Source organism: Shewanella sp. 0m-8 (assembly GCF_052977265.1).
This window is the reverse complement of the sequence record NZ_JBRIMB010000052.1, coordinates 21716-34901: the sequence shown is the minus strand read 5'-3', so window position 1 is coordinate 34901 and position 13186 is coordinate 21716. Positions and strand designations below refer to the sequence as shown.

General features: G+C 43.0%; 13 protein-coding genes and 1 pseudogene. 4 read left to right on the top strand and 10 right to left on the bottom strand.

What is annotated here, in order from left to right; all coding sequences use genetic code 11:
• The first annotated feature begins 86 nt into the window (after window positions 1-86).
• A complete protein-coding gene (locus tag ACVBIO_RS18430; RefSeq protein ID WP_447173185.1) occupies window positions 87-317 on the top strand; it encodes a hypothetical protein in 231 nt (76 codons plus the stop codon).
• Between the two features lie 151 nt (window positions 318-468).
• Here the strand turns inward: ACVBIO_RS18430 and ACVBIO_RS18425 are convergent, their stop codons facing one another.
• Entirely contained in the window at window positions 469-831 is a 363-nt protein-coding gene (locus ACVBIO_RS18425; protein ID WP_447159844.1) for a response regulator, read from the bottom strand.
• A 232-nt stretch (window positions 832-1063) separates the two neighbouring features.
• Here ACVBIO_RS18425 and ACVBIO_RS18420 point away from each other — a divergent pair, with 232 nt between their 5' ends.
• A complete protein-coding gene (locus ACVBIO_RS18420; RefSeq protein WP_447159843.1) occupies window positions 1064-1324 on the top strand; it encodes a chemotaxis protein in 261 nt (86 codons plus the stop codon).
• A gap of 255 nt (window positions 1325-1579) precedes the next feature.
• Here the strand turns inward: ACVBIO_RS18420 and ACVBIO_RS18415 are convergent, their stop codons facing one another.
• A complete protein-coding gene (locus ACVBIO_RS18415; protein WP_447159842.1) occupies window positions 1580-2530 on the bottom strand; it encodes a LysR family transcriptional regulator in 951 nt (316 codons plus the stop codon).
• 199 nt (window positions 2531-2729) lie between these two features.
• Between ACVBIO_RS18415 and purE the strand changes: the two genes are divergently transcribed.
• Both purE and ACVBIO_RS18405 read left to right on the top strand, forming a co-directional pair.
• The gene (gene purE, locus ACVBIO_RS18410; RefSeq protein WP_447159841.1) at window positions 2730-3212 is read left to right on the top strand and encodes a 5-(carboxyamino)imidazole ribonucleotide mutase; all 483 of its coding nucleotides are present in this window, start codon (window positions 2730-2732) and stop codon (window positions 3210-3212) included.
• Entirely contained in the window at window positions 3212-4312 is a 1101-nt protein-coding gene (locus tag ACVBIO_RS18405) for a 5-(carboxyamino)imidazole ribonucleotide synthase (RefSeq protein WP_447173184.1), read from the top strand. Before purE ends, ACVBIO_RS18405 begins: the two co-directional genes overlap by 1 nt.
• Window positions 4313-4357: 45 nt before the next feature.
• On the opposite strand, the pseudogene ACVBIO_RS18400 reads toward ACVBIO_RS18405, so the two are convergent.
• The 8 genes and pseudogenes from ACVBIO_RS18400 to cmoA all read right to left on the bottom strand — a co-directional run.
• A pseudogene (locus ACVBIO_RS18400) lies at window positions 4358-5272 on the bottom strand (LysR family transcriptional regulator); the annotation flags it as partial.
• Window positions 5273-5378: 106 nt separating this feature from the next.
• Window positions 5379-6464, bottom strand: a complete 1086-nt coding sequence (locus ACVBIO_RS18395; protein WP_447164396.1) for a DUF3541 domain-containing protein — start codon at window positions 6462-6464, stop codon at window positions 5379-5381.
• Window positions 6409-8166, bottom strand: coding sequence for a M3 family metallopeptidase (locus ACVBIO_RS18390; protein WP_447159837.1), 1758 nt, complete (start codon window positions 8164-8166; stop codon window positions 6409-6411). Before ACVBIO_RS18390 ends, ACVBIO_RS18395 begins: the two co-directional genes overlap by 56 nt.
• Window positions 8135-9085, bottom strand: coding sequence for an alpha-L-glutamate ligase-like protein (locus ACVBIO_RS18385; protein ID WP_447173183.1), 951 nt, complete (start codon window positions 9083-9085; stop codon window positions 8135-8137). The genes ACVBIO_RS18390 and ACVBIO_RS18385 overlap by 32 nt, the downstream gene beginning before the upstream one ends.
• Window positions 9085-10593: a UUP1 family membrane protein gene (locus tag ACVBIO_RS18380; protein WP_447159835.1), complete on the bottom strand. Its 1509-nt coding sequence runs from the start codon at window positions 10591-10593 to the stop codon at window positions 9085-9087. Before ACVBIO_RS18380 ends, ACVBIO_RS18385 begins: the two co-directional genes overlap by 1 nt.
• Window positions 10594-10604: 11 nt before the next feature.
• On the bottom strand, window positions 10605-11360 hold the full coding sequence (locus ACVBIO_RS18375) for an ATP-dependent zinc protease family protein (protein WP_447159834.1): 756 nt from the start codon (window positions 11358-11360) through the stop codon (window positions 10605-10607).
• Window positions 11361-11382: 22 nt separating this feature from the next.
• Entirely contained in the window at window positions 11383-12375 is a 993-nt protein-coding gene (cmoB, locus tag ACVBIO_RS18370) for a tRNA 5-methoxyuridine(34)/uridine 5-oxyacetic acid(34) synthase CmoB (protein WP_447159833.1), read from the bottom strand.
• Window positions 12372-13103: a carboxy-S-adenosyl-L-methionine synthase CmoA gene (cmoA, locus tag ACVBIO_RS18365; RefSeq protein WP_447164393.1), complete on the bottom strand. Its 732-nt coding sequence runs from the start codon at window positions 13101-13103 to the stop codon at window positions 12372-12374. The genes cmoB and cmoA overlap by 4 nt, the downstream gene beginning before the upstream one ends.
• Window positions 13104-13186: the final 83 nt, after the last annotated feature.

Sequence of the window (13186 nt, the reverse complement as noted above, 5' to 3'; positions counted from 1 at the left end):
CATGATTATACGCCTATCCTTGACTCTTTTTAGAGTACAGTTTGATAAGCAGTTACACAAAGTTAGTTACAGTCTCAGGCAATATCGTGTTTAAAAAGTTCTTATGGCTGCCTTATAAGCGCTATTCTGTGACGTTTGCTAAGCAAACGTATCAGATTAAAGCCTTATTGCTTCCGATTAGTAACATCGGTGTATTCCAAGATAAGCAGGTGATTTGTCGAGAGCTATTTCCTAAGTTAAAACGTTACACCCTGATCACTTTTACCTTGAGCTGCATTAAACGGCTCGCTATGGTGTTTGCCTATGCGCTGAGTTGATTAGACTCACGTCTTAACAATAAGCCATTACGATAAAGCTGTGCAGCAGACAGTGTAAATGCCGCTTTTTCGCTAGTGGAATACTTCACTAGCAATTAGCTGTGGAACATAAGCTGTACTTTGGTGCTTTGTCATTTAGAAGTAGGTTTGGTTAGAGCTGCTTTTTAAGTACTTCATACACATTTGATGGCGTGATAGGTTTGGCTATATAGCCGTCAGCACCAATCCTTAATGCAAGGTTTTCATCAGACTGTTCCGAAAGGGCGCTCACGATAATGACGGGTAGCATAGAGGTTTGTGGATCTTCTTTTAAATCTTTCAGTACCTGATAACCGTTTTTACCCGGCATCATAATATCTAAAAAGATAACATCTGGGCGCTGGATATTGGCAATATCAGTAACATCATCACCTGAATTAACGGTTGTGACTTGGTAGTCATCGCCTAAGATAGATAATAAAAGGCTTGAGCAGACAGGATCGTCATCTACGACCAGTATTCTCGCTTTTTTCATTAGAGATCTCCTCGCAAGATTGCGCTATTTCCAATTTCTTGTATTTATGTGATAACCGTATCATTTTAGTGACTTAAAGGCTATTTCTAAGATTAGCAGAACAATGAATCTTTATTCATCGATTGGGTCAATGATTGTTAGCGGTCTGTTTTTTTACAATTGGTATAAACTGTACTTCTTTAAATTTTTGCTTGATAATTGTGCTACTAAATTGTTTGCTATGGAGAAAATAATGCAGATCCTACCGAGTATCATTTCTGGGCACAATGGATTTCAAGCGGCGCAGACAGACTTAACCCAAGCGACGATTGATGTTGCCGGTGCGAGCCAATCAGTTGCAGGCACGACGACGGTTGACAATGTCAGTATGCCAAGCAGTACAACGCAAGCATTAGTTGATGCAACTCAAGCGGTGATTCATGCCCAGGCGTCGGCTGAGGTGATCCAAACAGCATCAGATATGATAGGCAGCTTGATTAATATCAAGGTGTAATATCGTAATATCTAGGTACTAGATTAAGCTGCAGTATCAAGGCGTAATATTAAAGTGCAATGACATTCACCACATCTGACCTCCAGGGATGGATGAAATGTCTTATGTATGTCGGGAACATACTAGACCATGTGGTCTGCAACGAGTGAAGCGCATAGTCATTCTACGTTTAAGCTCGTTAACACAGTATCAGAGCCGCTAAAACTCGCCATTCTGGAGCGTTTTTGGTTGCCTACTTCTGCGTTGAACAACTTCTTATACTGATTGGTATAAGGGGTGGCGATTTAATTGCGTTAACATGCGGCGTCCGTCGGTTTCAACATGTCGAAGAAAAGCCTGTGCAATCTCGGTTTGCCTTTTCGACTTCAACCACAAAAAATACCAATTTGAGTTAATCGGTAATGAGTTAACCTTGAGCTGCGTTAACCCCGCATTACCACCAAACACGAGTGTATGGGCAGACAAAATACTGATCCCTAAGCCTGCCATGACCGAATGCTTGATGGCTTCATTACTCTCGATAGTCATTTTAATATTTAAGTTAACCCCTTGCTTCTCCATAAAATGTTCGATGGCTAAACGGGTACCAGAACCGTTTTCTCGCATTAAAAAGGGTTCTTGACTGAGTTTATCGAGTGATAACGATTTTAGCTTCGAAAATGGATGGTTTTCATGAGCGATAGCAACTAAGGGGTTATTAAAAAACTCAATACTTTCAGTGTTGAGATCCGCTGGAGGATGACTAAACACGTAGAAGTCATCAACGCCTTGCTTTAAACGCTCGATAATTTGTTGTCGATTGCCCACATTTAGCTGTACATCGACATTGGGATACCGTTCGCAAAATGGCCCCAATAAGTGAGGGATAAAATATTTTGATGTGGTGACAACTGCTAGCCTTAACGTTCCCGATTTCAGCTCGCCTAAATCGGATAGTGAACTCTCGAGTCGTGCGAAACTACCCAGTACCTCGGTCGCGGTTTTAACCACTTCAAGACCCGCTTCGGTAAAGACGATTTTACGGCCAATGACATTATACAAAGGCAAGCCTATAACCTCTGCTAACTTCTTTAATTGCATCGAGATTGTCGGTTGAGTTAGATGCAGGTTCAGGGCTGCACCGCTCACAGTGCCAGAGTCATATACAGCCAGTAATATTTCTAACTGTCTTAGGGTCCCCATATGGGCTTGCAAACGTAAAGACATAATTTGAACTTTATAGTTATTTATCTATATATAAACATGATAACATCTATTTTCATATATAAAACAATTCTGGCACACTGCGCAACATCGCACCCAATCTATTACTTATTCATTAGCTGTTGCGTTCCCTTTTTATGTGTCGGTAGGCATTCCTACTTATGCATTGTTCACATTATGGTTAACCAATAAAGAGGTAATTATGGAACCTGTCAAAGTCGCTATTATCATGGGGTCACAAAGTGACTGGCCAACGATGAAAAATGCCACTCTAGTCCTTGAAGAGCTCGGTATTAAGTATCACGCTCAAGTGGTATCTGCACACAGAACACCCGAGCGTTTGGTTGAATTTAGTCAGCAAGCTGCAAGCAATGGAGTCGAAGTGATTATTGCTGGTGCGGGTGGTGCTGCGCATTTGCCTGGCATGACAGCTGCCATGACCCATCTACCTGTGATTGCGGTTCCTGTATCAAGTAAAGCGCTTAAAGGTATGGACAGCTTATTGTCGATAGTACAGATGCCAAAAGGTGTGGCTGTCGCGACGCAAGCCATTGGTGATCCCGGGGCGTATAACGCAGGGCTCATGGCTGCACAAATATTGGCATTGGCAGATAAAGCGCTAACTAAGCGACTTTGTGATTGGCGCGCCACGCAAACAGCGGGTGTACCGCTGGAGGTTGAATAATGCATATTGCCATTATTGGTTGCGGTCAGCTTGCGCGAATGATGGCGTTATCGGGTTTGCCTCTGGGGATCAAATTTAGCTTTATTAATGATACCGGAGCCAATACTGATACGGCTTGTGTAAATGGTCTTGGTAAGATCTTGAATTGGTCTATTGATGATGATGTGCATCAATTATATGCCGCTCTTGGACATCCTGATGTGGTCACTGTTGAAAAGGAGCAAGTTGATTTAAGTTTGTTAACTGCGCTATCAGCACTTTGCACTACCAGTCCAAATGTTGACAGTGTTGCTCGTTGTAAGAGCCGTATCGCCGAAAAGCAGTTGTTGTCTGAGCTACATATACCTTGCGCCGCTTTTTCTCATGGTGAAAGTATCAACGAGCTTGGTACGCATCTAGGCTTCCCCTTGGTTATTAAGTCGCTCGAAGAAGGGTATGACGGTAAAAACCAATGGGTGATCAAAACTCAAGATGATCTTGATTCGGTTGCCACTCACCTGGTGCCAGACTCTTATTTAGCTGAGGAGTGGATCGGTTTTGAACGTGAAGTATCAATTATTGGTGCAAGAGATAAGCAGGGAAACATTACTTGCTATCCATTAACCGAAAATCGCCATGATAATGGCATTTTAATTGCGTCGACGGCACCAGCTGAAAACCTTACACCTGCAATGACAGCCGCTGCAGAGGATTACTTTAGGCGTATAACCCATCATTTAGATTATGTTGGTGTGCTCGCTATAGAGTTATTCGTGGTTAATGGAGAGTTACTGGTAAATGAGCTAGCGCCAAGAGTTCATAACAGTGGCCATTGGACACAGCTTGGTAGTCAAACCTGTCAGTTTGAAAATCATATCCGAGCAATTGCGGGGCTGGTACTAGGCGAGAGCCGAGTTCAAGGTAAGGTGGGGATGCTTAATCTATTGGGTACAGCTAAACCGCCACTGGATAGCATTACTGCCACTTCCAGTCTGCACTGGTACAATAAGGTCCCTAAACCTAACCGTAAGCTTGGTCACGTTAACTTTAGCGCTGATGACTATAGCGGCTTGAAACAACAAATGTTACAAGCACAAACACAGTTAGACATTAATCGTTAAATGAGAGTCAGATTAACCTGAGTGTTTCTCGTTAAGAGGCCAGCCCTAGGGTTGGCCTTTATTTTTAGTCATATCGATACAATCTTCTATCACCTGATGATGCCTTTTGATTAGCGACTCCAGTAACTCACTTGCTGGGCCCTGTTTATCTCTATTTGGGATCACTAAACTGAGTGTAACTTTACGCTTACTTGAACCTTTGAGATTTAATTTAACTAGCTGATTATTTTCAATGTACTGTTTAACTTGGTGCTCTGGAACCCAGCAAAATCCGATATTTCTTTCTAAAATGGTAATGGCTTCATGAAAATTACTCACCGTCCAGCGCTGCTCAGCCTTGAGCCAACCAAGTTCGCTCAGTGGAGTAAGACTCGTGTCTTTAATCACGATTTGTAAATGCTGAGCCAGAGTTTGATCATCTTCGATGACTTTCATCTGTGCCAGTGGGTGAGAAGGGTGGCAAACCAATAACAAATCGATATCTAATAATGGTTCAGCTAAATAGCCTTTAGGTGGTGGGCCACCACAAATGGCTAAATCAACATTTTGTTCGCTAATCTGTTCCGTCGTTCCAGTAATAACGGTATCGAGCACAGTGACTCGTGTCCCACGGCTTACAGGCAGAAAATCGCTCAGAGCAGCAACTAGGTGTTCCATTGGGTAGATAATTTCACGGGCAATGGTTAAGGAAGGCTCCCAGCCAGTTTCTAGGTTGTTCGCTAACATCTCTAGCTCATTGACTGATTGAGTAATGTGTCTTGAGCGACGTAATAACACTTCTCCACATTCGGTTAAGTAGGCTTTGCGTCCTTTAACTTCGAGTAATTGCACGCCAAGCTGAAACTGTAATTTGGCAACAGCATGGTTAAGCGACGATTGGCTTTTATTCAGTTTTTCGGCAGCTTGTGAGTACCCGCCAAAGTCGACGACAGCTTGCAGTATACGCCACTGCTCTAAGGTTTATTTTGCTCTATCCATAATCACTCAAGACTCGTGAAATCCGCTTTATGTGCTAGTTGCAATGGGCAGATAACAAAGCCTTTAAGAGCTTTGTTATCTGTTATCCCTATTTTTTAATTGGTGTGACCTGCTTTGGCAAATATTTCTTAGTTGCCTTAAGCTCAGATAGATAAGGTCCTTTGTGTAAATTTTCAGGCCAATCGAGTAGCATCATTGCCAGTACATTTCGATGCTCACCGATAACAAGATCTGGATTGCCTCGTGGTGATGGAATGATCTGCTCCTGAGTATTGTAGGCATTAATAATATGTTGTTGGGTCTTTTTAACAACAGGATGATTCGGCTTTCCTGCGAGTAAAAAACTGATGCCTACTTCAGCGATAATGTCATCTGTAGCATCTTTTAAAATGCGGTCAATATTGTTCTCGAAGTGATCTAAAATCCAAGCAAACTCCTTCGGATCGACATTGTGCTGATAATACTCACTGTCGGCAAAGATAAAGTGGGTCATACCATAGAGTTTATTACGGTACTGTTTTTTATTTAATTTTGCGTCTTGATTATCAGGGTAGACCTCAATAAAGGCTTTTTTATAGTCCGCTAAATAGTCGCCAACACCTATCTGTTTTGCCCAATACACATAGTTAACAAGCTGAGCTGCCCAGGTTTCTATCATGGCTTTATCGGTTAGGCCTGTTTTTAAGTCAGCCTTTTTTAAAACCGCCGTTAATTTATCGTGGCAAGGGCCGTCAAAACCAAACTCATTGATCCGGCTTGAGTAACGAAGTAGTACGTCGGTATAAAAGATAAATTCAGGAAAAGATTGTAGTGCTTTTTTACGGGCTTTAGCTCGTGGGCCTTTACCTAGTACAGATATGGCTTGTTCTGCTTGTTCGCTAATGAAGTCAGGCTTATCTAGGTTACAAGCATAGAAGGCCTGCGCTTCGGTGACGACATAAAGATCAACCAGCGCTGAATTGGCATATTTGGGATCTCCGGTCATGCGGTATTGGCGAATACCGTAATGGCCCTGCACGCGAGGAGGCAATTCAAAGAGGTGCTCTTCGAGATTACTTTTGATCCCTTGATACACTTGAGCCTTAGTTGACTCTGTAACAGCAAGGTCTGCGGCTAAACTATTGGCGCAAAATAGTGCAGCGGCGAGGGTGCTGATCTTGAGGATTGAAGGCATGTTGAGTCCTTTTGATAAGTGAGTCATTAGTCACTGGCTCACCTAATAACTGCTCAAAAATGCTAGCAATGTCATTAGCTGATTCATTAACCACTAAATAATCGAATACAAGTTTCTGATTCTGACAGTCTTTTGTCGAATGGTAAATATAGTTAGCCACTGCTTTTTGCCAGATTTTTTGGTAATAAAGCGGCCCTTCAAATACAAGGGCGCTAAACGTATAAGCGGCGTCATCGACTTGATCCCATTGGGCTGCAAAGGCTTGCGTAAATGCTTGGTTAAGATCGAATTTAAGAGGGCTGTTAGCCGCTAAATAGGTATTGATAGCCACTTTAGCCCTAAATATGTGTAGCTGTTGGGCATATTGCAGCAATACCGACTCTCTACTGTCTTGCTTTAATTCTGGTAGAAGTTGACTCTTAAGGTACTGTTGTAACCATAGCGTGTCGATTTGAGCGGTATCTTGAGTTTCCCCGATGGTATTTGGCAGATAAAATTTCTGTCCACTTGCCAGTTGGGTGATGATGCTTGCCACCGACTCAATCACAGCGCTTTGCTGCTGATAAGTTTTAAGTTCAGGTTTTACTATCAACTCGAACTGACCAAATTGTTGGCCTACCACTAGCTGTCGAATTGGTTTTACTCGGGTTTTATTACCTTCAGTTAAATAGATATCCCCCAGAAGACGCCCATCTAACCAGACTCGATACAGCTTTTCATTAACAGCTGTCATTGTAATCGAAAATGTTTGTAATGCATCTGCTAGCAGCTGAAGTAACTGCATCGATGCCATGGTGTTAACCGGGGTAGGTGTCGCCTTTGATAAAGTTAAGCCAAGATCCCAAGGAGCAATATTGATTGCTTGAGTTTGTGTTTGTAGAAACTGTTTGACTAATTCTGGTGTCGACAACCATTGCTGGTGCAACACCTCGTGACTGTAATCGCTAAACCCATCGAGCTCGGCTTGGTGCTGACGTAACTCAGTGATTAAATTTAACGAACTGTAATTTTTATGCGATGCACGGGCCTGATAGGCTTGCCAAACACGTTTTCTGCACTGCTCACTTGGTTGTTGAATCAAATAGTTTGCCAGTGAACCGTTAAAGTCTGTTGCTGGCTCAACTGAAGCCAGTTTACAGTCGTTATTAAAGAAATTAAGGCTAAGGGATTGACTGCTAATGCCTTGTTTAAAAGCCGCTTGAGCAGTATGTAACTGAGCCTTGTATTTAGGGCGCTCGGTATTTTTAGCGAGGCGATTTATTCGCATCACTAGAGCTTGAATCGCGGGATCGTGACTATCAGCGAGTTTAAATCGTGTAGATTGAAATTGCGTGGATTGAAAGTATAGGGCTAATTCATCGGCTAAATATAACTGACACTGAAGTAACAACTCCCGATCTGTATAAGAAAGAGGAAATTGCCGGTAGTACTTAATTCTATCGTTGATATTAAAAAATCCGATGAAATCACGTTCAAGCTCAATAGCTTGTGTATTACTATCGTATTGAGGAACGGATGTTTTATCAGAGTGAGTACTGGATTGCTGGGCGGGGAAATTATAGCTTAGGCACTGCTCTACTAAGATCGGGATAGGCGACACGGCAGCATGAGCTGCCGTGTTGAACCAACAGATAACAATGAAAAGCGGACTAAAAAGCCATTTAACGTGTTTAGCTGTTGGCACTGAAATGTATTTTTGCATATGCCACGCGTTCTGCCACTGTCATGTTATGGTTGCCCATACTTTCAACATGACGTAGGTTTGGCAAAATACCACGGCCATTTGCGATTTGAATGGCAAGACCTGGGCGGGCATTAAGCTCTAGCAAAAGTGGGCCTTTGTTTTTATCCAGCACCATATCGGTTCCAAGATAGCCAAGCTCCGACATTTCATAAGCCATAGATGCAGTATGCAGCAGGGTATCCCACTGCGGGACAGCAATTGAGATCAACTTCTTTTGCGTATCAGGGTGAAAGTCAACGGGCTGATCGAACTGCACAGCATGTAAACCTTTGCCTGTTGCGATGTCGATCCCCACGCCCACTGCGCCTTGGTGTAGATTTGCTTTACCGTCTGACGCTGCAGTCGATAGGCGTAACATTCCCATGATGGGAAAGCCTTTAAAGATGATCAGACGAATATCTGGTACACCTTCGTAAGAGTAGCCATCAAATACAGGGTCAAATTGGATCAAGCCCTCAACAATGGCGACATCTGGCTTTCCACCAAGAGAAAATAGCCCACTGAGCACGTTTGATACATGTCGATAGACTTCTGAAGGCGTGACTTCTTGACCATTTGGCTTGTAGTAACGACCATGTTTGACTTTAGTGACAACCAAAATCCCTTTACCGCCAGATCCCTTCGATGGCTTAATGACAAAGCCGTCTTTGTCATTAACCATCGCAGGAATATCGGCAATCTCATGTTGCTCTGACACTGTACCGATTAAATCCGGTACAGCAATATTGTTTGCAAGGGCTAATTGCTTGGTAGTCAATTTGTCATCGACTCGTTTGTAGTACTTACGTGGGTTATAGCGACCAATATAGTCGATATTACGCTTGTTCATACCAAGCACACCGTTGTGCTTTAAGGCTGAAGGGTTCGCTAGAAACATTACTTTTCTCCAGCTAAAGGCTTGAAGCGTTTAAGCTCAAGTAAGCGATATCCAGTGTATTGACCCATTAGTAACACTAGCGCCAAGATCACCAAGTGAATACCTAAGAAGTTAAATACCCAATGCTGTACCCAAGTCGCGCTCATCGCTAAGTAAGCCAGTGTGGCGACAAACAGACTGCCGCCGCCTTGTATGACCACTTCTTTAGGACCTTCTTCTTCCCAAAGGATAGACATTCTCTCAATGGTCCATGCCAAAATAATCATTGGGAAGAAGGTAATGGTTAATCCCTCACTCAGTCCGAACTTATAAGACAATAGAGTAAATAAACCAATAATACCGATAACAACAATGATCACCGCAGAGATCCGCGATATGAGCAAGAGGTTGAGCTCCGACAGATATGAGCGGATCATCAAACCAAAGGCGACAATCAGTAGGAACCCAATCAATCCGGTTATGAGGGTGGTTTGAATGAATGCTAAAGCAATCAATACTGGCATAAAGGTGCCAGAGGTTTTGATGCCAATGATGACGCGAAGGAACACAACCATTAATACGCCAATCGGTATTAACAAAATGCCTTTAAATAGACTCTGCTCTTCTAGGGGTAACTGATAAAGAGAAAAATCTAAAGCGTTATCATTTTTCATGACATCAATAGCAGTGGCTAAAGCAGAACGAGTATCTTGCAACATTGAGAAGTTAACTTGTGAGTTAACACCGCCGATAACATCAAGTACCGATGTGCCTGTTCGGTCCCATAGCAGTAAGTTATCAGGGCGACCTTGGCTGCCATCTTCGGCATTAAACAGATGCCATTGACCGTCATTGTACACTTCAACAAAGTTAGACAATTGTTGCCTACGGCGTTGATCTTCAAGATAAAGACCGCTAACTTCTTTCGCTGGGATCCCTTTGCTGTGCAGCATTCTGATGAAGAGTTTACTTGGCGAGTTACTGGTTAGCAGCAGCTCTATGTTCTGGCTACGCTCATTGGCATTTAAATCTTTATTTAGCTGCTGTGCAAAAGAAAGATTGGTCGCGCTTTTAGACCAAACCTCTTCGATAGCTTGCTCTGCCGCAGCTTGTTCTGTCGCTGGCCACATATATGCAACAGGCGTTGTAGGGTTTTTCTCAGCTATCAGCTTATCTTGACCCGTCGGGATCAGGGTCACTTTATAATACAGATCTTGGGTACCAACTGCTCGACGAATGGACCAGATAGCGCGGCGATCAATCGCGTTATCAGTAATCGTTAAGCCATATCCTGGTGATGTGGCGTTTTCAACCAAAATTTCATAGGCTGGATCTTCAGGTAAAGAGAAAGAGACTTCAGCAGGCTCACCGGTTCCTTGAAAGCTAACTTTAGCATCGACTGCCCAGCTCTGAACTTGTTTACCGGGTAAAAATGGTACGCTGTGTTCAATTCCACGGTAGACACTTGCGGCGATGCCGCTAATAAACAGTAACGCCACTAAAATGTAAAAGGGTTTTTTAGAATGCATTTGCATTTATCCTATTTTTTCGTTTTAGACGGCTGAGCGTCTTGTTTTTTTCCATGGATATAGGTTTGGCCAACATCGACGACAGCGATGTCTTGCATAAACTTGCGTCCAAGTAGCAAAGGGTATTCTAAATGGCTACGGTCACTCAGGTTTAGATCGGTTTCCGCTTTATATTGGCCAATTTCAAGGTGCGCGTGAATAACAGGTCGACGATCACTTTTCTCATCGGAGTCCTGTTTAATTCTTACAAAACGTTCGACTTTTGATTCAAACGTTTTTGCTGGCTGTTTATCTCCTTGAGTAAACACGTCAAACCTAACCCACTGGCTGCCATCTCTTTCAAACAAAATGATATTGCGTGCATCGAGGGAGGACGATTCCGCACCCGTATCGATACGGGTATTGAAACTGGCCTTTACTTCGTCGACATAGACATTTTCTAGCGCACCTAACATAAATTTGTCACCAATAGGTGAAGGGGGGCACTGTACCGGTGCAACCACTGGGACGACCGCCGTTTTTTCCTTAACGTTCAGCTGAGCAATTTTTGTATTGAGATCATCAATTTGAGTAGTTAGTGATGCAAGCCCTGCAGCTTGAGCCTGGTTACAGGTATCGATTGCACCAAGTATATTGCTTTCTTGATTGGTTAAACTGGCTTGTAGCACCGCAGCATCTACTGGGATCGGTGCGTTAGTTTCTTTGGTCGTTGCACAACCTGAAATGACGGCTGTGATTGCGGCAATACAAATTATCTGCTTGAACATAGTGCTTCCCATTTACTATTTGCTAGATTAAATCTTTATTTGGCTGATTCTTGGTGGCAATAATTGTGGCTCGTTTTGGCGCCGGATAGCCTTCAACTGTTAGGCTAACATCATTAGGATCTAAATAATCAACTAATGATTCATTTGGCATCCATGGTGTACTTCTTTGCTCGGCAAGTGAAGTGACATCAACATCGACACAACGTATGTCTGTGAAATCACACTTCTTTAACCAAAGCATGAGCATTTCAACTGAAGGTAAGAACCACACGTTATTCATCTTGCCATACCTATCCGTTGGCATGAGCACGGTATTTTCATCGCCATCGATAACTAAAGTTTCTAGTACCAACTCACCCCCAACCCGTAGTTGATCTCGCAGTTGGAATATATGATCAATGGGTGAGCGGCGGTGATAGAGCACGCCCATAGAGAATACAGTATCGAATGCATCTAAAGCGGGTAGCTCTTCAATTCCCAGCGGTAAGAAGTGAATAGGGTGATCGTTACCCGCAAGTCGTTTGACCGCTTCGAACTGGCACATAAACAACGGTGATGGGTCAATACCGACCACGTGCTTGGCACCTTCACCTAACATGCGCCACATATGGTAGCCACTGCCGCAACCCACATCTAATACTGTGCGGTTTTCTAAAGGAGATATGTGCGGAACGACACGCTCCCATTTCCAGTCAGATCGCCACTCGGTATCGATTTCTACTCCATGGAGTGAGTACGGACCTTTACGCCAAGGCTTAAAAATGGTTAATAGATTTTCAAGTTTCTGCCTTTCACCATCGCTAAGCTGCTCACCTGAGCCAATTTTGACGCTCGTTTTAAAGTCGATGATATCGGCTTCTGGGTAATGCAGTTTATTAAGTACTTTTTCCCACTTAGGGAGGGAGCCGTGCTTATGTTCTCGCTGCCACTGGCCGAGAATTGACGGAAGAGTCTCAAGCCAATGTTGTAGGCTTGAGTCTGAAATCTGTTTATAGAAAGAACTAAAACTAATCACTTAATTGCCACCATAGATGCAAAATTAAAACACTGGAACCAAACGCTGAACTGGCTAAAACCTTGTGATCTGATCCGATTTTCATGCTCAGCTAGTGTATCAGGTTTCATCACGTTTTCTAATGAACTGCGTTTTTGACTGATCTCTAACTCACTGTAACCATTTGCTCTTTTGAAATCGAGGTGTAAGTCATCTAAAGTCGATTGAATTTTATCTTCTTTAAAGTACAGTTTTTCAGACAGTATCAATAAACCACCAGGGATCAGGCCTTCATAAATATTCTTAAGCAGGCTTTCACGATCATCAGGAGAAAGAAATTGCATGGTGAAATTCAGTACCACCAAAGAGGCATTTTCAATCTTTATATCGCGAATATCGCCGCACACGAGTTCGACAGGCGTCTCACTCACATATGCCGACAGATTCTCATTACAACGCTCAATCATCGATTCGCTGTTATCTATCGCGACAATTTGGCAATTACGACCTTCTACTCGGCGGCGAATACTCAAAGTGGCCGCGCCTAAAGAGCAACCTAAATCGTAAATTTTAGTATTAGTCGCCGCATACTTTTGGGCGAGATCACCAATGGTATTGATGATTTGTCCATAGCCAGGAACCGATCGCCTGATCATGTCATTAAAGACACCGGCTACTTTGTCATCGAATTGAAAATCGCTGACTTGTTCATAAGGCTTGGCAAAGAGATTATCGGTAGAAGAGTTCATGTGATCAAATAGTGGGAGTTCAACACTTCATTCTAGCTAATCATGTCAGTAAGCAGCAAGACTAGTACTGGAATTTACTCATA

Excerpts from the sequence above, each read along its gene's own strand:
- ACVBIO_RS18425 (WP_447159844.1), bottom strand. The coding sequence starts at position 831 with ATGAAAAAAGCGAGAATACTGGTCGTAGATGACGATCCTGTCTGCTCA.
- ACVBIO_RS18420 (WP_447159843.1), top strand. The coding sequence starts at position 1,064 with ATGCAGATCCTACCGAGTATCATTTCTGGGCACAATGGATTTCAAGCG.
- ACVBIO_RS18415 (WP_447159842.1), bottom strand. The coding sequence starts at position 2,530 with ATGTCTTTACGTTTGCAAGCCCATATGGGGACCCTAAGACAGTTAGAA.
- purE (WP_447159841.1), top strand. The coding sequence starts at position 2,730 with ATGGAACCTGTCAAAGTCGCTATTATCATGGGGTCACAAAGTGACTGG.
- ACVBIO_RS18405 (WP_447173184.1), top strand. The coding sequence starts at position 3,212 with ATGCATATTGCCATTATTGGTTGCGGTCAGCTTGCGCGAATGATGGCG.
- ACVBIO_RS18395 (WP_447164396.1), bottom strand. The coding sequence starts at position 6,464 with ATGCCTTCAATCCTCAAGATCAGCACCCTCGCCGCTGCACTATTTTGC.
- ACVBIO_RS18390 (WP_447159837.1), bottom strand. The coding sequence starts at position 8,166 with ATGCAAAAATACATTTCAGTGCCAACAGCTAAACACGTTAAATGGCTT.
- ACVBIO_RS18385 (WP_447173183.1), bottom strand. The coding sequence starts at position 9,085 with ATGTTTCTAGCGAACCCTTCAGCCTTAAAGCACAACGGTGTGCTTGGT.
- ACVBIO_RS18380 (WP_447159835.1), bottom strand. The coding sequence starts at position 10,593 with ATGCATTCTAAAAAACCCTTTTACATTTTAGTGGCGTTACTGTTTATT.
- ACVBIO_RS18375 (WP_447159834.1), bottom strand. The coding sequence starts at position 11,360 with ATGTTCAAGCAGATAATTTGTATTGCCGCAATCACAGCCGTCATTTCA.
- cmoA (WP_447164393.1), bottom strand. The coding sequence starts at position 13,103 with ATGAACTCTTCTACCGATAATCTCTTTGCCAAGCCTTATGAACAAGTC.